We start from the raw sequence: 21,200 nt of genomic DNA, 5'->3' as shown, positions 1-21,200 counted from the left end.
AATTTTGTGCTCCGTCAACTCAAATCTCGGTCTGTTCGGATAGCTCAAGAGCATCGTCGACCTCAATGCCAAGAAAACGGACAGTTGACTCGATCTTTGAGTGGCCCAGGAGGAGCTGGACTGCGCGTAGGTTCTTTGTTCTGCGGTAAATGAGCGTAGCCTTGGTGCGCCGCATGGAGTGCGTTCCATACTCTGTTGGATCCAAGCCAAGCTGCAACACCCAGCGCTCAAGAATTCGGGCGTACTGACGCGTCCCGAGATGCGGCGACTTGTGAAGTCGGCTCGGAAAGATAAAGTCTTCTGATTTCAGCTTGGCGGTCTTGATCCATTGCTGAAGCGCTTCGCGAGTGGTCGCCGTCAGCTCGAACTGGACGGGGTGATGAGTTTTGTGCTGCATGACCGTTGCTCGTGAAGCGACTTGGTCGCCATGGCAAACATCGCGGACTTTGAGGGCGACCAGGTCGCACCCGCGTAGCTTGCTGTCGATTCCCAGATTGAAGAGCGCAAGCTCGCGCACCCGGTTCTCCATCTGTAGGCGCACGCGCAGCGCCCAGATGTCTTTGGGCTTGAACGGCGCCTTCTGACCAACGATCTTTCCCTTGTTCCAGGGCTCGCGATGAACGACGGCTGCAACGGATTCCATGATGGTCTCCCATGGAGTGGGGGGACAAAGACCATGCGCCTTCTAGACGCCGTTGTCCACGAGTGACCACGGTAGCTGTGTCAGTTCTTGCGGTGCAGAAAAACGCCCAGTGATGTTCTTCACTGTCTGCTCTCGATCGCAGCAGTCGTTCAACGACTGCATGTTGTGCGACTGCAATCAGCCTGAAGCCGCCACGCCGAGGTCGGTTCTGCAGCGATTGCAGTCAACCGTGTTTTGAAGTAGAGCGCGTACTATCGGCCATGAGCAGCCAGTGGTGGCAGGTATAAGCGGACGCTCAACGCCGCCGCTCAGCCGACGCCGCAGGCGGTCGGATGCAGCGACTTGTTATGCAACACGGTAAAACTCCTCTTCTGTCAATCCGACGATTCGTTCACTGCCGCCGACGCCCCACTTGAGATCGACGGCAGCTTTGAAGCGCTCCTGTAACGGTGACTTTGACATCCGGCGTAACTCTCGGATGTAACTGCGGAAGTGGCCTTCAATTCCGTCTACGAATCTTTGAGGATTTATTACTGCGGATTGCAGCTTCCCTTTCGGATCAAACTCTCCATCCTTCCTCGGCCAAGTGATGAGGAATGCTTCTGGGCGCGTTTTGCTGAAGTAGATTCCATCCCGAAATACTCCTTCATGTGCAAAACCACATCGCATGAGCTCGTACAGAGCCGAGGCGAATGCCTCGTGCATGAAATCTGGGCCGGGATTCTTAGCAAAAACTGCTTTGAATCCACGTACAAAAAATTCGCGCGATCGCCCCTTGCTGTCGAGCCCTGACAAATAAATCTCAATGGCTTCCATATACGAAGTTGCCAGTGCAACCGCAGCGACCTCACCATGACGAATCTTCAAAAGCTCTTTTGCGGGCAGGATTAGCCAATGAAGCATTCGATCTTCGAAGACATCCACAATGTCTTTGAAAAACGGCGGCTCAAGCTTCTCGTGCGTAAAGCTTGGACTAATGAAGTGCAGCGTCCTATGTCGCATATCGTTTGAGTTAGGCGCCACCGTTGGGGTACCGATGAATGAGTTGCATGTACGCTCGGTTCAGGAACACAGCCACATCAGCCATCGTCTTCATTTCCCTTGAGAGCGACTCGGCAGTAAGCAGTTCTTGGTCGAATATAGTTTCGCCTGTTTCCTCATCAACTTGAATCTTTGGATTCGACCGCAGAAGTCCTTGAACTTCGCCGCCCGCCTTGAGTTCGATGAACGCCGAATGTAGTATGCGATTCCTGTCTCGGCGCAGCTGGTGCAAAACCTTGACAGAGGACGCAAAGGAGTCCTTGAAGTCAGCCTCGAGCTCACTAGGCAGCTTGCACTTTGGCAAGGCCTGCACAAAAAGCTGGTGCACCTTGTCAATGAGCTTCTCGTTCGTGAGGTTCCGTAGGTCGGCTGGTGGCCACTGGGATCGCTCGGGATCCAAAACGAACCAGCCGATCTCACGCAGTTTGTTCTCAATCCACTGAAAGGATACGGCGAACTCTCCAATTCGCTGGTACACGCGCTCTTCGTGGGTCAATGACTGCTCCTGTGGCGCCTAGCGTAAAGGTGACCAGCACGTTGCGGCAAGGGGCAGCACGGTGCAGGATCTCCAACGACACTGTGCGGCCCCTTGCGGCAACGTGTCCGAGTCGACCGACCTGTTAGCCCTCACCCACCACTCCTGATCGTTGGGTACTCAGCCCACGCCTGCTCCATGCTGTGCGCGACTTCATTACCAGTGTTGTACAGCTCCAAGAAGCGATAGGCACGTTGTATGGTTCTCTCATTTTCGTGCCCGGGGAGAATGCCGATATCCCGGCTCTCGCAGTACTGCACGAACACGGCGAACCCTTCGGGCCTAGATTCAAACTCTGGCCGAGCAAAGTGGTGTAGGTTCGCAAAAAGCGACTCAAAGCCTGGATAGGTACCGCTGAGATCTTCCAGCTCGGTGAGTGTTTTGGGCGGTACGTACATGCGTCTCCTTTGGTGAGGGCTAACGGAATTTAGACCGCAAAACCTGCGGGATAAACTGGACCGTGCGGGATAATCTGGGCACTGATTCCTCCTGGAGGCCGCTTGCAGCATAGCTTTGCAAGCGATGAGCTGTTCAAACGTCCAGGTATAAAAATTCCATGAAACCCGGCACGCATTAAGTCAGCAAACTATAGCTTGCCGTAGGCAGACACCGTGATTTCCAGCAGCCGCTGCAGCAAGTCAATGGCGGCTTTCAGGCGGCACTTCTGAACGGCGGCTCTGGAGGAATTGTTAGGACTGCAATGGCCCCGAAGCTGCCGTTGAAAACGCCATTCGGAAGCTGCCATCGATTTTCTGACCGCTGGCTCACAGTCCCAAACATGCCGTTGGAGATCCCGGTCTCTGCCTACTGGCGAGCTATAGTTTGCCAGGTTGATACCTGCCCGGTTTCGCGGAATTTTTGTACCTGGATATTTAAACAGGCGATCACCTGAAAACCTATTCTGCAAGCCACTTCCAGGAGGAATCAGTGTCCAGATTATCCCTCACGGTCCAGTTTATCCCGCGGGTTTGCCGCAACGTACCGGTCACCTTTACGTTAGCCAGCACGAGCGCCGCAGCTCCTCGGTCATTCACACCATGAAGTGTCTCGTTGTTGTAGCCCACCCCCTTACGGACAGTGCTTGCCACGCCATGGCGCGTAGCGCCGTCGATGCTCTGACCAAAGCCGGTCACGAAGTGCAGATCGAAGACCTCTACCAATCTGAGTTTTCGCCTTCGCTAACAACCAGTGAGCGCCGGAGCTACTACGGCCCTACCTTTGACTCTGCGGCCATTCAGTCACAGGCCGACCGCTTGCTCTCCGCCGAAGCCATCGTGCTTGTCTTCCCTACTTGGTGGTTCAGCTTCCCCGCAATCTTGAAAGGCTGGTTTGACCGAGTCTGGGCGCCAGGTATCGCCTACGATCATGCGAGCGATCTCGGCCCAATCAAGCCGAGGCTCCACAAACTTGGGAAGACTCTTGCTATTACTTCGCTCGGCTCGCCTTGGTGGGTTGATCGACTGGTGCTTTGGCAACCCGTAAAGCGCGTTCTGAAAACAGCTCTCTTGGGAACGTGTGCGCCGGCTTGCAGATTCGAAATGCTGTCGCTCTACAAGGCAGAGAATTTAGCGCCTGCCGAAATTGAGCTATTCTGTTCGCGTATTCAGCGAGTGCTTGCAAAATGGTCGTAGTCGTCCAAATCTGCTGGCTGACACTGCTGTGCAGGGGTACTGCGCGACAAAACCTCGCAGTACCTCTGACCTTGAATGTTGAGCGTCCGATTTCATCTGCCACCAAAGACCACTCCTGGCCGAATTCTGCGTACGGTGAGAGACGCTAGCGGACCCCTTGCAGACTTTCGCTTTGCTCTGAAGCGGACAGCATGCTCGCCCCGAAGCGGTCACTTTTGCAGGCTAGCAATCGACCCCCCGTAGACGCAGAGCCTTGCAGATACTTTCTAAACGGGGAGCCTTGTCATCGTCGCTGACGAAATACTGGCCCTGCGTCAGCGCCGCCAAGCCCGAAGGAAAAGCGTAGAGCGGCGGATCGTAATTTCTGATCGAACCCTCAAGGTAGTAATCGAATTCGTTCGCGCTGCCAGGTTTGTTTGAGAACACGCACGGTTGTTCCTTCAACCATTTCGCGAACGCCCGGCTCACCGAGTCAAGTTTGGGAAATTTGACCTTTAGGGGTGTCGGCAGAAAGTGCACTTCGCCAACTGTCCACAGAACCCCATATTTCACCGTGGGGCTGAACACAGTGACGACCGGCGAATTAATCTTGTCAGGGCTCCCGTCCGGCAGAGAAATGACCGGCCCCAAGTCCCTGAAATGGAAGACGGTCGAACTTGAGGTGTGCACCTCTGTGGTCGACGGTGCGGCGGTCCTGAACCACTCAAGAACAGGCGACGGTTCAGCCGGGTCGACGATGAATCTGTAGCTAGTGCCCATCTGGATCTGGTAACGGAGTAATGGCAGGTTATGACCGAATTCTGCCCCACGGTGAAGGACGTTTGGGGCCCTGAGTCGACACTGGGCCCCATTCCCCAAAGCGGTGATTGATCAAGCCGCTTCCGAGAGGCATCATTGTTCAGAATATCTTGAACGACTCAATTTATTCAGTCAGTTTTGCGGTTGCAATTACTCTAAATTTTCTTATGGCACTCGTCGACGATCCAAGAGCCTTTATCGCAAGGATGTTTCAGATGGAAGCCAACGAAGGACGCGGCGCTTTTTGCCAGGTCTTTTCGGAAGGAACAACCGCAGTTCCCATCGGACTGCAGCCTCACGAGCGCGTGTATGCCATCTACAAGTCCAAGTACTATTTCACCTCGGACGCCATGTATGTCTCCGGTTCTCAAAGTAACTTGAGGATCGCTTGGAAGGAGGTCTCTGCCTGTTCAAGTAAACACGGCGATGGAAGTAAGAAATCTACTATTTCAACAGTGCATGGCGAGTCGATTGTCATTGACATGAGGGACCTCGCAAAAGGGTGGTCTGGTCGTGTCTCTCAACTTGTGCACGGCATGATCGACAGATGGGGGAACCCAGGTGCGCTAGGTCTCCCGCTGATGACGGTACAGGATTTTCTTTGTCACCCAGATGCGGACGCTGCATTCGCTCCGAATCTTGAAGAGCGCATTCCGCGCGCGGAACTCACCGAAGCGTTCCAACTACTACTCGGTCTTCCGGGCGTCGAACGTGTTTTCCTTAGCCGCGCCGGAACGGAGGATGAAGAGCTTGCTATTCAGGGAGTCGTCATCGTCTCCACGTCTGAGCCAGATGCATTTGCCGTATTCGCAAGTCGACTGGGTGCAGGCGAGGTAGTCCCAGCGGCTGAAAGTGTTTGGCGAAAAGTAGGAAGTCTCGCAGCCAATCAAAAGGTATTTGAGGTCCTGTGGGTCTAAAACAGAAATCTAGCCATTCCATCGAGGCGACGTCACAAGCGCCATGCCCTCAGACAACTTCCGATGGAAAACATTGAGCATCCGCTTTCATCCGCCGCCACAGTTAGCTTCTGGCCGATAGTACTCATTCGCGAACGCGAAGCGTACGACTGCAACCTGAATCGCCCCGGTTTCTGCGGAGGCTGTTTGGTTTAAGTCAGCCCACTTCCACAGTGGCCTGACTGGCGAGTTGCCGGTAGTAGTTTGCCTCAGCCTCAGCAGGTGGGATGTACCCGATGGGTTCGAGCAGGCGATGGTGGTTGAACCACGATACCCATTCGAGCGTGGCGAACTCGACTGCTTCCTTGGTTTTCCATGGAGCCCGGCGGTGAATCAGTTCGGCCTTGTACAGGCCGTTGATGGTCTCGGCCAGGGCGTTGTCGTAGCTGTCGCCCTTGCGGCCCACCGAAGGCTCGATGCCAGCTTCCGCCTGTCGCTCGGTGTAGCGAATGCTGACGTATTGCGAGCCTCTATCGGAGTGACAAACCAAACTGCCATCGCGCTCAGGCTGACGGGCATAGAGGGCTTGCTCCAGGGCGTCGAGAACAAAGTCCGTGCGCATTGAACTGCTCACACGCCACCCAACGATGCGCCTGGCAAACACATCGATGACGAAGGCTACGTACAGCCAGCCTTGCCAAGTCGAAACGTAAGTGAAGTCGCTCACCCACAACTGGTTCGGCCTCTCGGCCCGGAACTGCCGGTTGACCCGGTCCAATGGACATGGTGCTTTGCCATCACTGACGGTGGTTCGTACGGCCTTGCCGCGCATCACACCACGCAGTCCCGTGCTGCGCATCAGACGCTCTACCGCGCAGCGGGCCACGGTCACGCCTTCGCGCGCTAGTTGCCGCCATACCTTGTCGGCGCCATAAACCTGCATGTTGGCCTGCCAGACTCGTTGAATCTGCGGCATCAGCAATTCGTCGCGTTTCGCTCTAGCGCAGCGTTTGTGAGGCTCGCGCACCAGCGCGGCGTGGCGCCGATACGCTGACGGGGCAACCTGCAAGACCTTGCAGAGCGGCTCGACCCCGAAAGCATTGCGCTGCTGGTCGATAAAGGCCCTCAAGACTTGAGCCGGCGGTCGAGCTCCGCCTGGGCGAAAAACGCGCTGGCCAGCTTCAATATCTCGTTGGCTCGGCGCAATTCTTTGACCTCGCGTTCCAGCTCCTTGACCCGCTGGGCTTCGGCTGTGGTGACGCCTTCTCGCGTGCCTGCATCAACTTCGGCACGCTTGACCCACTGGTTCAGGGTCTGCGGCACGCAGCCAATCTTGGGGGCAATGGATTCGATGGCAGCCCACAGGGATGGGTACTCCCCGCGCTGCTCCTGCACCATCCTCACCGCGCGCTCACGCACCTCAGGCGAGAACTTGTTCGTCTTCTTCATGGCTCAATCCTCTCAGAGTGTTGAGCCTCCTCAAAAACCGGGGCGATTCAGCACTGTCACGCGCATTTGGTTACATTCGGCGGTTGTCTTGCGAAGCAAGCATTCCCAGCATACGAAGTTGCCCACTCAACGCATTTTTCCTTGCCCGACTCAAGCTCATGCACTAAGCTGATTCGATCCAACAGGACAAGCCCTCAGCCCCCATCGGGAGTACGCAGTGCTGGAATCGATGCTAGGGGAGGGTTGCGATGCCCATCGTGCTTTCTCTGAATACCCCTTCAAGTAGTCGTTCGGCGTATCTGTCCACATTGGCGGCAGACAAACGTCATCGCCGGATGGCCTGGGCAGCCTTGTGTGTATCTGTCCTGATTTTCTTAGCGCTTGCTCCGTTTGCGCGTGTGGCACTGCCCCAAGTAAGTGCGTTTATTCCGGTTTACCAGACCGCGCTGATTACCAATGACCTGATCACTGCGGTTTTATTAATGGGGCAGTACGCTTTTTTGCGCTCCCGTGCTCTACTCGTTCTGGGTACTGGCTACCTCTTTTGCGCATCAATGGCCGTAGCGCATGGACTGAGCTTCCCTGGCTTGTTCTCACCTACTGGAGCACTGGGTGCGGGGCCGCAAACCACGGCCTGGCTGTATTTTCTGTGGCACGGCGGGTTCCCCTTATTCGTACTCGCGTACGCATGGTTGAAGGATCGCGAGGCCGTGCCCGTGGAGGTGGGACGAGGGTCCGCACGCGGCGGGATACTTGGCGCCGTTCTGGGGGCCTTGGCGCTTGCCGCAGCTCTGGTATTTTTCACCACTGCTGGTCACGACTCTTTGCCTGCGATCATGAAGGGCAACCAAGATGCTTCGAGCAAGTTCAAGGTGGCCGTCTGCACTTGGTTCTTGTCATTGCTGGCATTGCTTTTCCTGTGGCGTAGAGCGCGCAGCGTGCTCGACCTGTGGTTGATGGTGACGCTGGTGGCCTGGGTGCTGGACATCGCGCTGGCCGCAGTCTTGAATGGTGCTCGCTTCGATGTCGGCTTTTATGGTGGCCGCATATACGGTTTGATGGCCTCCTCTTTCGTGCTTGTGGTCTTGCTGCTTGAGATCAGCCGACTCTACGCAGAACTGGCGAAGGCGAACGTGCGCGAGCGCCAGCGGAGCGCAGAACTGGAACTGGCTCGGAACGCCGCCGATGCTGCGGCGCAAGCCAAGTCCAACTTCCTAGCGGTCATGAGCCATGAGATTCGTACGCCGATGAACGGGGTTATAGGCATGATTGACGTGCTTGCACGTTCCAGTCTCAAAAGCCCGCAGATCGCTATGGTCGACCTGATTCGAGAATCAGCTTTCTCGCTCTTGAGCATCATTGAGGACATTCTGGATTTCTCGAAGATCGAGGCTGGTCATCTAGACGTGGAAAGTGAGCCGATGGCCGTTGGCGAGGTGGTTGAGAAGGTCTGCGCCATGCTCAATCGTCTCGCGGAAAAGCAGGGGGTCGAGCTCACACTTTTTACCGATCCAGACATACCACCAATGGTGTTCGGAGACGCCCTTCGGTTGCGCCAGATCCTGATCAACCTGATCAACAACGCGATCAAATTTTCCGCCGGCGGTCGAGTAGCAGGAAAGGTGGCGGTGCGTGCCTTGCTGGCGAGCGGGGACCACCGGCAGGTGGAGCTGGAGTTTCAGGTCATCGACAACGGAATTGGCATGAGCGAGGCCACCCTTGCCCAGATCTTTACTGCATTCACTCAGGCGGATGTATCGACAACGCGGCGCTTTGGTGGCACAGGGCTGGGGCTGGTCATCTCCAGCAACTTGGCCCAACGCATGGGCGGCAGCATTTCCGTAACCAGCACGCTGGGCGAGGGTTCGACTTTCCTGCTACGCGTGCCATTCACCTGCGTTGCACTTGCCGAGGAGCCGGACGACGCCCTTTCGTCGATGGTTGAGGGTTTGTCCTGTCTGATCATCGGGAATGGGAAGACGCTGTCGGGGGACCTCGCCGTGTACCTGAACAAGGCGGGAGCGAGTACGAAGCACGTGGAAAGCCTAGACGATGCCAGGCAATTGGTTCCAACGTTGGCCCCGGGGCCCTGGGTTTGGATCGTCAATGCAGAGGCGGAGAATCCGCCCACGCTGGAGAGCCTGCGGGAAATCGCCCGCGCCAATCCCGGGCTGACCCCCTGTTTCGTAGTGATTGGCCATGGGCCTCATCGCTATCCACAGCAGTTTGACGCGGACAAGGTCTCCATTGATGGCAACGTATTGACGCGCAGCGCTCTACTGCATGCCGTAGGAATTGCAGTAGGCCGTATTTCCTACCACGACGACGCATGCACGCCGGCGCCCATGCGCTATCCAGGCGCGCAACCCCTGTTGTCACGCGAAGAGGCGCGGCGCCAGCGCCGCCTGATCCTGGTGGTCGAGGACAACGACATCAATCAGAAAGTCATCATGCAACAGCTGTCTTTGCTGGGACTGACTGCGGATCTGGCAAGCGATGGCCTGCAGGCTCTGAAACGTTGGCGGACGGGAGACTATGAATTGATCGTGACGGATCTGCACATGCCTGGAATGGACGGCTACCAGCTCACCTCGGTCATCCGTGCGGAGGAACAGGAACGGCTGAACGCTAGCTTGGCGGCTGGAGAACGTCCTCCCGCGCCCGTGCGCATACTGGCACTCACAGCGAACGCGTTGAGGACCGAAGCGCAGCGCTGCAGGGATGCGGGCATGGACGACTACATGAGCAAACCCGCGCCCCTGTCCGAGTTGCAAGAGCTCCTGGAGCGCTGGCTTCCCAAGCTGGAGCCGGTCTCGTCACTCCGCGGAGGACCGCCCCACGGCACGCCGATAGCCCCCAAGGGACCGGTAGACGTCGAAGTCCTGCGCAGTCTGGTCGGGGACGACCCCGAACTCATACGCGAGTTTCTCCAAACCTTTCGCAGTAGCGCGGCGCGCATCGCGCAGGAGGTGGAGCACGCATTTCGCGCTCGCAACGCCACACAAACCGCATCGGCCGCCCACAAACTCAAATCGGCAGCGCGATCTGTGGGGGCGGTCGAGTTGGGAGAGATTTGCGCCGATATGGAAAGGGCCGGAGGGGCTGGGCAGATCGAAACCCTGATCGTCGGGTTTGATCTGTTCAGTCGCGAAATGCGGGTTGTTGACCAGCACCTTTCAGAGCTCTTGTCCGCTGATGGGCCAAAGGACGCTACATCATGATTGCCAACTCCGCCATCCGCATTCTGGTGCTCGATGACGAGTCCTTCATGCTCAAGCTAATGACGCACTTGCTCGCCAAACTGGGATTTACCAACGTCACCACTTGCGATACCGGGCTGGCCGCGTTGAATGAAGTTGATCAGGCTTCACGAGTCCCCCACCTGATCCTGTGCGACTTGAACATGCCTGGGATGGACGGCTTGGAATTCGTGCGCAAGCTGGTGGAGCATGGGTATGTCGGGAGTCTGATTCTCGTCAGTGGAGAAGACGAGCGGACCCTGCAATCCGCACGGACACTTGTGCAGGCCCATCACATTGAAGTGCTGGGCAGTTTGCACAAGCCAGTGTCGCCGCAGGCTCTGTTTCAGCTTGTCGAGCGGTGGGTACCGCCAGCTGGGGTGGCGCATCATCACAGAAGCCAGGGCTATGGGGCTGAGCGACTGGCCGAGGCCATTCGAGCGGGCGAACTGACCAACTACTATCAGCCAAAGGTGCATGTTTCCACGGGAGAAATGGCGGGCGTGGAAACCTTGGTGCGCTGGCGCCATCCGCAGGACGGAATGGTGTTTCCGGACCAGTTCATTGGCGTCGCCGAGGGCAATGGCCTCATTGATGCCCTTACCCAGGTGGTACTGGGGCAGGCGCTCCGGGATTGCGCAGGGTGGGCGCGCGCGGGGCTGCAGCTAAAGGTGGCCGTCAATGTCTCGATGGATAGCCTCAATGCGCTGGAGTTTCCTGAGCAGATGACTTCGGCCGCTGCCAGTGCCGGCATAGCGCCTCAGTCCATAGTTCTCGAGGTGACGGAGAGCCAATTGATGAAGGACCTGCGCGCTCCCCTGGAGATCCTGACGCGCCTTCGCCTGCGCCGGTTCAAGCTTTCCATCGACGATTTCGGCACTGGCCATTCCTCTTTGGCGCAACTTCGGGACGTGCCGTTCGACGAGCTCAAGATTGATCGCAGCTTTGTCCATGGCGCCCATCACAACGAAACGCTGCGTGCCATTCTTTTGGCGAGTTTGAGGCTCGCCAAGGAGCTCAACATGGAGGTCGTCGCAGAGGGGGTCGAAGATGCTGCGGACTGGTTCTTTTTGCAGAGCGCCGGGTGCGATCTGGCTCAGGGCTACTTCATCGCACGTCCCATGCCAGCAGAACGCGTTGCTGAGTGGGCAGCCGAATGGCCTCACCGCTGGGAAGCCGAGCTTTTGGGGAGGGCTTCAGTTGGGCCAGGCAACTTTTCGATCTAGTCCGTTGACATTTGCGGTCTGACCGGGGCCACGGTTACCACAGGGAGCACGTTGTGTTGCGAAATCGAGTTTCAAAGTCTTCCAACCGTAGTTCAAGAGCGAGAGCGTGTCGGGAGAGGGTTTGGATCGCAGCTTCAATTTCGGCCGCGTCAGGCGTGAACGCACCTGGGCCGGTATTCCCGTCCCGGTTGTCGTGCACCTTCAGCTCCTGCAGGCCCGCAGCATGCTTGGTCTCCAAGGCAACAGCCTTCAGCAAAGTGGAATAGACCTCTCCAATGCGCTGAATCTCCTCAAGACTATCTACATCAGAGGTAGGTAGGGCGGTTTTGGCCGCACTTGGCAAGGCGGAGAGCGTCAATTTCAGGGCACGCCCGGCAGTCTCCGCAACTTCACTGGCAAGATTTGCCAATGCGGTCACCTGAACGGTCAGCCTCGAACTGTGCAAAGCACCGGTCGGTCCCAGTTCCTTGAGGCTCACGATTACCAATACGCCCGTCGTCAAGACGATGGCTTGAGAGCAGTTCGCAAAAAGATATGCTGCTCCGTGGTCCGGTGCGTGAGCCGTGGTTTGCAATGGCGTCTGCATTTGCTCCGCCGGGTTAGGGATCTTTAGAAGCTCCCAGATGCTGCGATTCATTGTGCGCCTGCGTCAATCTGCTCCTAGGAGCGCGAACACCTAACCCCGTTGTTCGCCTTTGAAACGGTGAAGCGGCGTCACAAAGGCGGCCAATGCCATCAAGGCAACCAACAGGATCAAGCCCCATTCGGACAGGGTAGGCACGGAGGTGGCCGCCGGGGCCGCCGCTATAGACCAGACCCGAGCAGAACCAAATGCAAGCGACCGGCTGGTGTCGCCGGCCAGTACGAGAGTGCACGAGTCCGGTACACCCGCAGGCGAGGGGGCGACGGCAAGGCACTGCGCATTGTGATCAACTTCTCCTGTTGCCTGGAAAAAGATCCAGGAATGCCGATCACCTGGCATATGGGGAGAGGTGCCGGTCAGCCAGCGCTGAATCCGGATATCCGTGGTGGTGATGGCGCCGGAGGCGTTGGTGGATACGTTAAAAAGAAAGATGCGGGCAGCCGGGTCGGCGCTGGAATATGTGTGGATCCCATCCGAGAAGCTGAAGGCCGTGACCAGGGGCGCGATGTTCGCGCCAGCGAGATTGGCCGCTAGCGGGGCGGACGTTGTGAACGAGCCTGATGCGCCTATGCCTGTATTGAAGTTCTGACAGGGACCTGTAACACAGAGCGTGAAATTGATGAGCAGGGTGTAGTTACCCGTCGCGGTTGCCACGTAGGTCGTGGGCTGCGCATGGGCCACCGCCGCAGTGCACAGCAGCACAAGCGCCGCGAGCCAGTTCTTTAGGCACTCTTTCATCGGGACCCCTCTCTGCATATTTGAAAAGTGCTCCATAGTACCTACATCCGCCCCGGATGTGGCCTTGCACTTGACATGGTCCAATCGTTCCATGCGTTATACGAGCCCTCTTTCTGTAAGCGGTTGGCCAACCCATCTTGACTGCGTTGGCAAAGTGAAGCCGGTATATTCCTGACACCAGCAGTTGCTAGGATGCGCATGAAGTTGGCATGCAGTCCAAGGACCATTGGGAACAGGTGTATTCGACAAAGGCCACCTCTGGTGTGAGCTGGTTTCAAGAGCATGCTCAGCAGCCCGTTCAGTTGGTCCGTCAGACTGGCCTCGCCCGGAACGCCGGAATCATCGACGTTGGAGGGGGCGCCTCGACTCTGGTGGATGACCTCCTCAATGAGGGATACACGAACGTCACGGTTCTTGACTTATCCGAGGCGGCACTGACTGCATCCAAGTCGCGTCTGGACCAACGCGCAGATGGCGCCTCCTGGCTGGTGGGCGACATCACCCGTGTGGAGCTCCACGTCATGCCTATGACGTCTGGCATGACAGAGCAGTTTTTCATTTCCTCACTTCGCCAGCAGAACGGGAGACCTATGTTCAGGCTGTCTTGCGCGCAGTTAAGCCTGGTGGGCATGTCATCGTGGCAACATTCGCAGAGGACGGTCCTGACAAGTGCAGTGGCTTACCGGTCATGCGGTACAGCGCAGATGGATTGCATGCAGAGTTCGGTGTCCCATTCACGCTTTTGCAGCAGGAGCGCGAGGAACACCACACTCCGTTTGGCACGGTTCAGAAGTTCATCTACTGCCTGTGCCGCAAGGAGCCCAACTGACTTTTGCCTTCCTGCGTGGCCATCCTGATCACCTTCTGAAAAAAGCTCTTGACGGCCGCAACTTGCCGACGAGCGCGAACAATGGGCAGGAGAGCTCAACGGCTCGGATTCGGTCTTCGTAGGAATACATGAACTACTTTCAGGTAGTCCAAGTTTTTGTCCGCATCCCCGGTGGGTTACGGTTGTATGGAAATCAACAGTGCCGCAACACGAGGTCCAGTGCGCATTCTGATAGCCGAGCTCGACGGAAAAACTCGTCGAGCCGCATGGGAAAGTCGTGTTGGCAACCTTGGCGCGGGTGCCCAAGGAGCACTGCGCGCGTAGGACTGCCGCGGGGGACGTAACCCTTGGGAAAGGCAGGCACATGGCGTTCGATGATGTTTTTTTGGCGCCGACAGACTTGTCGGCGACGAGGCGTTCAGCCATCAGGAACCCGTAGGCCGCGATGCTTAAGGCGGCATCGTGGTGGAATTCCCGCCAACCTCGATCTCCTCTAGTCCTGCATCGTCATTCAGCCAGCGCTCGCGCAGCCATGTGAGCGCCTGCTCATCAGAGGACCTGGTGCCGAGCCATTGCATGCAACGCACCGCCCATCTACTCAATTTCCGTGATTGTTGCGAGAGAAGGCGCTCCCTAGACTTTGCAGTGTCCGATGCTATGCACGCCGACAGAGGTCTTGCTGATGCACCGTGGTATCACCGGCCGGTGCCATTCCAACATTGACCAAGGGTTTGAAATGCGTCCTCTGCTGTCCACTTCGCCGTTCCTCCCTACCACGAGTGAGCCCCGCTCCGGCACGCTGCTTTCCAACGTCGATCTTGCCTTCTATCGAGTTCGGGTTCCTGGCACCCCGACCAAAGACAATCTCACTTCCCGTCCAACCGACTTCATTTTTTCGGCGCTCGACGAACTCGTGCTTTGTCAGGGCGATGCGGCCGAGATCGGCCAATGGGCTCACACCGTCGCCTCCGGATCCGATCTCGTCATCGAAGCCATCAACGTTCGCCTGATCGGCACGATCCGGGTACCCGGCGGCAGCATCACGCTACGGTGCAAGAGTCTGGAGGTGGGCGCGGAGGGCGCGATGATCGACGTCTCTCCCGATCCCGACGCCCTTCCCCCTGATCACGCGGCCGTGTGGGTTACCGTGAAGGAAAAGCAGTTCCACTGGACAAGCTTTCCTCCCTACCAGGTGATGAGCCTGGATGGAAGCTTTGGAGGGAACGGCCTGGACGGCGACGTGTTAGCGCGAGCGTTGCGGACGGGCGAAGACATGAGCCCCGCCCTCAAGGCCGCACTAGATGCCGCCGCCATGAGCCGCTTGCCCGTTGGTGCCGAGGGCTTGCCCGGGGGCAGCTTGTCCTTGGTCGCCAGCCGTGTGCACATCGCCAAGGGCAAGGGGCTGCGTCTAGTCGCAAGAGGCGGCGCCGGCCACGGCGGGTGTGTGGGGCAATCCGTCCATGCTATGAGCGCTGAACCCGGCATGTTCGGCCACGCCGCCCCACCACGTCCGCGCCCTGGCACCGGTGGCAGAGGTGGTCCCGGCGGCAAGGGCGGAACCATCCTGACCCGTTGGGGAGAGGTGACGGGTGTCGTGAAGGTGGAGAACCGCGCAGGTCCGGAAGGAAAATCTGGAGAGCCCGGCCGCTACTTCGATCACACAGGTGCGATTCGCCCTGAACTAGGCGGCGATCCGGCGCCGCCGGCCGAACCACCGGAGGGCGGCCGTATCGAGCGCATTTCCCCTGCGTCGATCGGCACCGAGCCCTGGAGCGCATTGTTCCTGCGCAAGGCCATTCAGACCGCGGTCCGCCGCTACTTGATGGATCCCTTGACCGCAAAACCGGATGGCAGTCCCGTCTTTCCGCACAGCTGGAAAGCCAATGGGGAACTCCTGGGATGGCTCGAACACATCCTCGCGCCCTTCGCTGACACGCCCATGTCAGCACCCCTTGAAACCCGCCGCAAGGCCGCGCTCTATCGGCAGGTTGGCGCCCTGCTGCGCAGACACAATCAGGTCCAGACCTACTTCGGGGAGGACGTCAATGCGGTCCCCATGCTGAGCTGGTCGACCTTGAAAGACGCATTCGACAGGGCCATGGCACGCACCACCGACCTGGAGCAGCACGTGCGCGCCCTGGCGGCGGAGGAACTGGCCGTCGACAAGGCCGTCGCTGCGCGGGATGCGGCCATGGCGGCGGTCAAGGCCACCCTCGCCGTCAACGAAGCCACGGTCAAAGGCTGCATGGCGGAACTGCCGACACTGGAGTCAGCAGCGCGCACGGCTGATCGAGCCTTCGAGGCACAGGCCGATGTGCTCAAGCAAACGCTCAAGGAGTTCAAGACCAAGGTCGAACACCATTTCAGCCAGTGCACCTTGAGCAGTGTCATCGACGCGGCCGCGCAGTGCCTGTTCGTCGAAGCGGGCGGCCCGGTATCGATCGCGCTCATGGGTGCGCTGCAGGGTGGCAAGCTCATTGAGAGCAGCCTCAATACCCTGACCGACGACGCAGGCAAGACCGTCCAGAAGGGCATGGTCATCACCAAGGTGTCGGCGGTGGACACCGATCTGGCGGGCGCCGCGCGCAAGGAACTGTTCACCGGCAACCCGCCTGCGCTAACCGACACGACCCGGCATCTGCTCTCGGACATCGGCCTGCTCCAGAAGGAGGTCGACAGCCTCACGCAGGCCTTGGGCAAGGACGCCGTCGGCAAGGTGGACACGGCGATCGCCGCGTTTCGCCGCGCACTGCTCGACAAGGGCACGGCGCGCATGCTTTACACCAATGCAGTCCTGCGTCTGGTCCAGGCCACCGCCGCGGCGCAGGAAGCGCGCGAACGCCAGACCCTCCTTGCCGACAAGCCATCGCTGACCACCCCCGAGTGGATGGACGCGGCCGGCTATGTGGGCGAGCTCTACCACCAGAACGTCGTGCAGCTGCTGGAGATGTCCGACAAGGTCCGGCGCAAGATGAGCTACCTCACGCTTGGCGCCGCAGCGCCCGCCCTGGACGCCTCCAACCCGGCGTTGTGGCTGAGCGGTGGACAGAGCCAGCAAGGCAGCGTCGAAAACATCAAGGAACAGTTCGCGCAATCCCTGGACGCCATCGACGCGTACCGTGAAGGCCAGCCGTCGGCGTTGCGTCCCATCCCCGAATCCGCCCGTCAACGCGGCGTCCTCGTGGCGCGCATCGACAAGGGTCCTCTGCTCGATGCGTTCCGCCAGACCGGGGTGCTGTCCTTCCATGCTTCGCCATCGCCGTCGAGCGATCCGTCGGTAGTGGTGGTAGAGAACGCTTCGTTCTTTCGCAACATGCGCGTCACCCATGTTCAACCGCGCGTCATCGGGGCACGCACCGCGGCTTCGGAAGACCCCAACACCTGCGGCGGAGCGCACTTGCACGTGGGCATCCGCAGCGCCGGCCAAAGCGCCATACAGGACGGATCGGGAACAGCCCATGTCTTTCGTCACCCGTTGCGCGAAACAGGCATCACACATCAGGTGGTCACCCTGGCGGACGCGCTGGACAACAGCGATCTGGGCGCGGGCGACACGGGCAACCTGAAGGATCCGTTCCTCGACGCCATCGGCCTTTTCGGCCAATGGACGCTGACGGTTTCCGAGGATCCTTCCGCCAAGGACATGAATTCGGGGCTGGATCTCAAGGATGTGTCTGCCGTGCTGGTGTACTTCCGCGTGATCGCCCAATCCACAGGCACCCGTTTCGCCTGACCTGCCTCTCCCCGATTTCAACCATTGAGCGCCGCACAGGCCGAAGGATTGCCACTATGACCTCACCCACCGAATCCAGTCTCGAAGTCCGCAACGCCCAAAGGTTCTGGCGCCACGCCAGCGCCGGTACGATGGAAGCCCGCTTGTTGCTCGGCGATTGGTCGCGTCTCGTCGCGGATCCGGCCCTGCGTACCGACACGGCGGCGTGGACGCAGCAGGTCGAAAAAGTGCTGTCGGACCGGGGGTTCTTCACCACGATGGACGCCATCCACGCTGTGCGCGACGATGCGTTCGCCAACGATCGCGGGTTCTGGTCGGGCGCGTACACACTCATTTCATCCGCGGGCGCTGTGTACCAGCTCGACGTGTATGTCCAAACCGCGCGGCTGCGCGAGCGCGTGACGGGAAAGGTCTGGGTGCTCGACGCCCCGATGAAGAACCGCGTTCTCGCCATCGACCTGCCCGATCTTCAGGGCACGCTCTGCTTCGATACGCCGCTGCATTCACAGCCCGACGACGTGTTCGAACTGGTGGCGCCTGATCGGATGGAGTTCCATTGCACGGGCGCACTCACTCGCGGCCCGAAGGGAACCGGCCGCGCCCTCGCGCTCCAGGGCAAGCGAAACAGCTACACCGCAGAAGGCGCGGTGTCGCTGACCGACGGCGATCCGTTGACGGCCTGGGCCGGACAGTACACCCTTGGGTCCTTGCGGGACGGTGAGTGGGCATGGCTCGCCGGCATGCTGTCGGTGGACGCAGGACATGCCATGCCGGGATTTGCATGGGGCAACGTTATCGCGACCGACGTGCAATACGTGCGCAACACGCTGACCGGTCGCATCCAGGGTCAGCGCTGGGCACTGTTCTTTCAGAAAACGAAATCCGGCGATCGCCGCCTCACCGCGTTCTGGGAAGACCAGGGCGAATATCCGTGGGCCTTCGGGTTCTGGGCCACCATCGCACTCGACCATGCCGCGCTCCAGCGCCGCGCCCTCCCTCCCGACGGCGGACCACCGGTGTACGTCGAGTCAGGCAACCATCGGGTATCGAGCACCGCCGTGCTCGACGCCGGTAACGCCACCAGCGCGGGCGATCGTCTGCTTGTGCTGCCCACCGCAGTCGAAAAGAACGATTACCTCGTCGAGTTTCATCCGTTTGGGTTCAACGGACCACCTCCGTCCGCGGAGGCGCCCTATCGCTGGACCATCGGCGATCACGGAACCTTGCCCGAAATACTCGCCGTGCTGGACCCTTCGGATGATGTGGGGACCTACGGCTGGTTCCAGGCCACGCCTGGAGAAACACAGCACGCCGGTCAGTACGAGTTCGTCGTCAACGTGTCTCGCATTGCGACGGACAGCACACCTGCCCTGTCTCTCGACTTTCGCGTGCGCCTGCCGGTGTCGAGCACACCGACCCTCTCGTTGACCCCGGCCGATCTCCCGCCGATCGTGCGTCGCGCGGAGTACAACGTGCTCTTCAGCGCCAGCGGCGGAAGTGCGGGCAGCGTAGCCAACACCATCACGCTTGCCGCAGGCGCCAGGCTGCCCGGCTCGCTGAGGTGGGCAGATGCTGCCGGCAACGCTCGCAATGGATGGCCTGCGTCCGCCCCCTCGCTTACCGGGAAGGTGGGCCTCCAGGAAGCACAGCGCAGCTACAGCGTCCAGCTCGAAGTGAGCCCCGGCCCCGAACGCGTGCAAAACCCCATTGTCGAAACCCGCACATTGACTGTGATCGAGAAGACCGAGCCCATCGAAGAAGTGCGCGGGCTGGGCTGGCTCAATCTCATCGCCGGCTGGGTTACGGCGGGAGGGGTCATTCTTTCGGGCATCTACTTCCTCTACAAGTTCCATCGGCGCAAGAAGGCCAACGCCGATACCCCAGACGCCCCTGCGCGTGATACGGCGGACAGCGCCCGCGCCAACGAGGTGGTGGCCAGGACCCGCCTGTCATTGTCCGACGACGATGCCAGGATGGCGGTCGAGATGGATGCGCTGGACGGGTCTTTGCTTCTTCAGGAACGCAATTCTCGCGATGAGCGTCTTGCGGCTATGGAAGAGCGGATTGCAGAACTGGAGAGTCGCTTGAAGGAGCGGGTTGCGCACAGTACGAAATTGGCGGCCGACTTGCGCAGAGCCCAAGAAGACGGTTCGAGCGAGGAAGAGGTGGAGAGCCTTTCCGAGGAGTTCGCGGAAGCGGAAAAAGACGCTTCCGACGTGGCGAGCGAGCAAGTGGAAGCGGAACGCGCCCAGGAAGAGAGCGAATCGCGATCGCGCCACCAAAAGGCGATGGAGGGCGGTCATGAATAAACACCTCGGCACCGACGTTCCCCCTCTTCGCGTGGGCGCCTGGACGCTATTCGCCCTTCTGGCTCTTCCGGTGTCCGCGTCCACGGTGTACGTTGCACCGTCGGGCAACGACGCCAACCCGGGCACGCCCGCCGCCCCCTTCGCCACCTTGGCCAAGGGCGTTAAGGCCGCCGGCTCCAACGGCGAGGTGCGTGCAGCGGTCGGGCTCTATGAGGCGTCCTTCGTTCTGTCCGGCGGGGTGCGCGTGCGCGGCGGCTTCCGTCCCCCAACATGGTCGACCCCATCCCCTATTCCAGACAGCCTTTGGGAAGCCCGAACGCTGCCTTCGGGCACGGTGAATGCCACCGTGTTGTTCGGCCCGAGTTCTCCCTCCGTTCTCGTGCCTGCTCACGCATCAGGCGCCCTAGAGAACGTGATCGTCGTCGGACCGAAGCTCGCCGCATCCAGACCGGGAACGGGCGCGAGCATCGCAGTGGCCGTCGGCCCTTCAGGCGATCTGTCGCTCGACCGCGTCAAAGTGTTCGCCGGCGTCGGCGCTCCGGGGCTGCGCGGAACCGATGGGGCGGCCGGATCCGGAATCTGCAGTGCAGGTGGTCAGGGGGGTACTTCGGAAGAACGTCATGTCGACGACACTTACTGCGAGAGTCACGCCGGCACCGCGGGCAGCACCGTCCAAGGCGGTGGGTCGGGCGGCGCAGGTGGTAATGCGGGAAGCACAAAATGCAAAGACAACATCGGCGCGGGCCAGGTTGGCTCCGGTGCGTCGGGCTCGCCGGGGATGGTGGGGCCTTCAGGCACCGCGCCCGATGTGCCTCCCGTCGACTGGGGCGCTTTCGGTTGGCCGGCACTGGAGGTTCACTGGTCCATGGGCCGCCTGCCGGCCTCTGGGAACGGAGGCCCAGGTGGGGGGGGCGGTGGCGGTGGCGCGGGAGGCTCGAAGTTTCAAGCGTGGTACTGGTGCGATGCGGAGATTCTCCTGGGCACCCCCGGTGCACCCGGCGGTGAGGGAGGATGCGGCGGCCACGGTGCGGAAGCTGGAGGCACGGGAGGCGGCTCTTTCGGCGTGGTTGCGGGACCGTCCAGCCGTTTGGCGTACGACATGCTCTTCATCGAACAAGGCGTGGGCGGGGTCGGTGGAGCGGGAGGCAACGGCGGCGCGGGGTCCCCTGGTAAATCGGCGCCTTGGCGGCCCGCGCAGCCTCGAAAAAATACGTGCCTGGCGAACCACTTCACGCCCGGACGCGGCGGCGATGGTGGCCGCGGCGGCAACGGCGGCTTCGGCGGCGGCGGCTTGGGAGGCGATGGCGGTCCCTCCGTTGGCATCGTCATCGATCACAGCGCAGACGCTACGCGCGCAGGAGTGTTAAGTGTCGGCGGCGGACGCGGCGGCAAGGGCGGTACCGGCGGAAAAGCCGGCAGCGTTGCCAGCCCCGTCGGTCGGTCGGGTGCAGTCAGCGCCGAGGTGATCCTGATACCCTGACCGGTCTCCA

General features: G+C 59.9%; 15 protein-coding genes, 1 pseudogene and 1 other annotated feature. Of the genes and pseudogenes, 7 read left to right on the top strand and 9 right to left on the bottom strand.

Features of this window, described 5'->3' with window-relative positions:
* Positions 1–19: 19 nt before the first annotated feature.
* The 4 genes from AC2YJX_RS05875 to AC2YJX_RS05860 all read right to left on the bottom strand — a co-directional run bounded on the left by AC2YJX_RS05875 (position 20) and on the right by AC2YJX_RS05860 (position 2,617).
* On the bottom strand, positions 20–643 hold the full coding sequence (locus AC2YJX_RS05875) for a tyrosine-type recombinase/integrase (protein WP_487255519.1): 624 nt from the start codon (positions 641–643) through the stop codon (positions 20–22).
* A gap of 345 nt (positions 644–988) precedes the next feature.
* A complete protein-coding gene (locus tag AC2YJX_RS05870; protein WP_487255518.1) occupies positions 989–1,666 on the bottom strand; it encodes a hypothetical protein in 678 nt (225 codons plus the stop codon).
* The gene (locus tag AC2YJX_RS05865) at positions 1,656–2,180 is read right to left on the bottom strand and encodes a hypothetical protein (protein ID WP_487255517.1); all 525 of its coding nucleotides are present in this window, start codon (positions 2,178–2,180) and stop codon (positions 1,656–1,658) included. The genes AC2YJX_RS05870 and AC2YJX_RS05865 overlap by 11 nt, the downstream gene beginning before the upstream one ends.
* Before the next feature lie 131 nt (positions 2,181–2,311).
* Positions 2,312–2,617 carry a hypothetical protein gene (locus AC2YJX_RS05860; protein ID WP_487255516.1) on the bottom strand — a complete coding sequence of 102 codons (306 nt, stop codon included), beginning with the start codon at positions 2,615–2,617 and terminating at the stop codon, positions 2,312–2,314.
* 639 nt (positions 2,618–3,256) lie between these two features.
* Here AC2YJX_RS05860 and AC2YJX_RS05855 point away from each other — a divergent pair.
* Entirely contained in the window at positions 3,257–3,850 is a 594-nt protein-coding gene (locus tag AC2YJX_RS05855) for an NAD(P)H-dependent oxidoreductase (protein WP_487255515.1), read from the top strand.
* Between the two features lie 222 nt (positions 3,851–4,072).
* On the opposite strand, the gene AC2YJX_RS05850 is transcribed toward AC2YJX_RS05855, so the two are convergent.
* The gene (locus AC2YJX_RS05850) at positions 4,073–4,609 is read right to left on the bottom strand and encodes a hypothetical protein (RefSeq protein ID WP_487255514.1); all 537 of its coding nucleotides are present in this window, start codon (positions 4,607–4,609) and stop codon (positions 4,073–4,075) included.
* A 206-nt stretch (positions 4,610–4,815) separates the two neighbouring features.
* On the opposite strand from AC2YJX_RS05850, the gene AC2YJX_RS05845 reads away from it, so the two are divergent.
* A complete protein-coding gene (locus AC2YJX_RS05845) occupies positions 4,816–5,565 on the top strand; it encodes a hypothetical protein (protein ID WP_487255513.1) in 750 nt (249 codons plus the stop codon).
* A 196-nt stretch (positions 5,566–5,761) separates the two neighbouring features.
* On the opposite strand, the gene AC2YJX_RS05840 is transcribed toward AC2YJX_RS05845, so the two are convergent.
* Positions 5,762–6,993 (bottom strand): IS3 family transposase gene (locus AC2YJX_RS05840; protein WP_487255512.1). Its coding sequence is split into 2 segments (ribosomal slippage): positions 5,762–6,705 and positions 6,705–6,993, totalling 1,233 coding nucleotides; the frame shifts between segments, so codons are not numbered across the junction.
* Positions 6,599–6,715, bottom strand: a sequence feature (AL1L pseudoknot). It overlaps the preceding gene by 117 nt.
* Before the next feature lie 248 nt (positions 6,994–7,241).
* On the opposite strand from AC2YJX_RS05840, the gene AC2YJX_RS05835 reads away from it, so the two are divergent.
* Both AC2YJX_RS05835 and AC2YJX_RS05830 read left to right on the top strand, forming a co-directional pair.
* Complete coding sequence (locus tag AC2YJX_RS05835; RefSeq protein ID WP_487255511.1) at positions 7,242–10,214, top strand: MASE4 domain-containing protein; 2,973 nt, start codon at positions 7,242–7,244, stop codon at positions 10,212–10,214.
* The gene (locus AC2YJX_RS05830) at positions 10,211–11,458 is read left to right on the top strand and encodes an EAL domain-containing response regulator (protein ID WP_228896838.1); all 1,248 of its coding nucleotides are present in this window, start codon (positions 10,211–10,213) and stop codon (positions 11,456–11,458) included. Before AC2YJX_RS05835 ends, AC2YJX_RS05830 begins: the two co-directional genes overlap by 4 nt.
* A gap of 34 nt (positions 11,459–11,492) precedes the next feature.
* On the opposite strand, the gene AC2YJX_RS05825 is transcribed toward AC2YJX_RS05830, so the two are convergent.
* The 3 genes and pseudogenes from AC2YJX_RS05825 to AC2YJX_RS05815 all read right to left on the bottom strand — a co-directional run.
* Entirely contained in the window at positions 11,493–12,095 is a 603-nt protein-coding gene (locus tag AC2YJX_RS05825; protein WP_487255510.1) for a hypothetical protein, read from the bottom strand.
* Positions 12,096–12,134: 39 nt separating this feature from the next.
* Entirely contained in the window at positions 12,135–12,932 is a 798-nt protein-coding gene (locus AC2YJX_RS05820) for an IPTL-CTERM sorting domain-containing protein (protein ID WP_487255509.1), read from the bottom strand.
* A gap of 929 nt (positions 12,933–13,861) precedes the next feature.
* Positions 13,862–14,154 (bottom strand): annotated as a pseudogene (locus AC2YJX_RS05815) (hypothetical protein); the annotation flags it as partial.
* A gap of 196 nt (positions 14,155–14,350) precedes the next feature.
* On the opposite strand from AC2YJX_RS05815, the gene AC2YJX_RS05810 reads away from it, so the two are divergent.
* The 3 genes from AC2YJX_RS05810 to AC2YJX_RS05800 are packed head-to-tail and all read left to right on the top strand — an operon-like array spanning position 14,351 to position 21,190.
* A complete protein-coding gene (locus AC2YJX_RS05810; RefSeq protein WP_487255508.1) occupies positions 14,351–17,401 on the top strand; it encodes a hypothetical protein in 3,051 nt (1,016 codons plus the stop codon).
* A gap of 56 nt (positions 17,402–17,457) precedes the next feature.
* Complete coding sequence (locus AC2YJX_RS05805) at positions 17,458–19,710, top strand: hypothetical protein (RefSeq protein ID WP_487255507.1); 2,253 nt, start codon at positions 17,458–17,460, stop codon at positions 19,708–19,710.
* On the top strand, positions 19,703–21,190 hold the full coding sequence (locus AC2YJX_RS05800) for a hypothetical protein (RefSeq protein WP_487255506.1): 1,488 nt from the start codon (positions 19,703–19,705) through the stop codon (positions 21,188–21,190). Before AC2YJX_RS05805 ends, AC2YJX_RS05800 begins: the two co-directional genes overlap by 8 nt.
* Positions 21,191–21,200 lie beyond the last annotated feature (10 nt).

Source organism: Acidovorax sp. SRI_002 (genome assembly GCF_057586455.1).
This window is presented reverse-complemented; position numbering and strand designations above follow the sequence as displayed.

Coding starts and splice junctions, on each gene's coding strand:
- AC2YJX_RS05850 (WP_487255514.1), bottom strand. CDS start 4,609: ATGGGCACTAGCTACAGATTCATCGTCGACCCGGCTGAACCGTCGCCT.
- AC2YJX_RS05800 (WP_487255506.1), top strand. CDS start 19,703: ATGAATAAACACCTCGGCACCGACGTTCCCCCTCTTCGCGTGGGCGCC.
- AC2YJX_RS05860 (WP_487255516.1), bottom strand. CDS start 2,617: ATGTACGTACCGCCCAAAACACTCACCGAGCTGGAAGATCTCAGCGGT.
- AC2YJX_RS05830 (WP_228896838.1), top strand. CDS start 10,211: ATGATTGCCAACTCCGCCATCCGCATTCTGGTGCTCGATGACGAGTCC.
- AC2YJX_RS05835 (WP_487255511.1), top strand. CDS start 7,242: ATGCCCATCGTGCTTTCTCTGAATACCCCTTCAAGTAGTCGTTCGGCG.
- AC2YJX_RS05875 (WP_487255519.1), bottom strand. CDS start 643: ATGGAATCCGTTGCAGCCGTCGTTCATCGCGAGCCCTGGAACAAGGGA.
- AC2YJX_RS05855 (WP_487255515.1), top strand. CDS start 3,257: ATGAAGTGTCTCGTTGTTGTAGCCCACCCCCTTACGGACAGTGCTTGC.
- AC2YJX_RS05820 (WP_487255509.1), bottom strand. CDS start 12,932: ATGGAACGATTGGACCATGTCAAGTGCAAGGCCACATCCGGGGCGGAT.
- AC2YJX_RS05825 (WP_487255510.1), bottom strand. CDS start 12,095: ATGAATCGCAGCATCTGGGAGCTTCTAAAGATCCCTAACCCGGCGGAG.
- AC2YJX_RS05810 (WP_487255508.1), top strand. CDS start 14,351: ATGCACCGTGGTATCACCGGCCGGTGCCATTCCAACATTGACCAAGGG.
- AC2YJX_RS05845 (WP_487255513.1), top strand. CDS start 4,816: ATGGCACTCGTCGACGATCCAAGAGCCTTTATCGCAAGGATGTTTCAG.
- AC2YJX_RS05805 (WP_487255507.1), top strand. CDS start 17,458: ATGACCTCACCCACCGAATCCAGTCTCGAAGTCCGCAACGCCCAAAGG.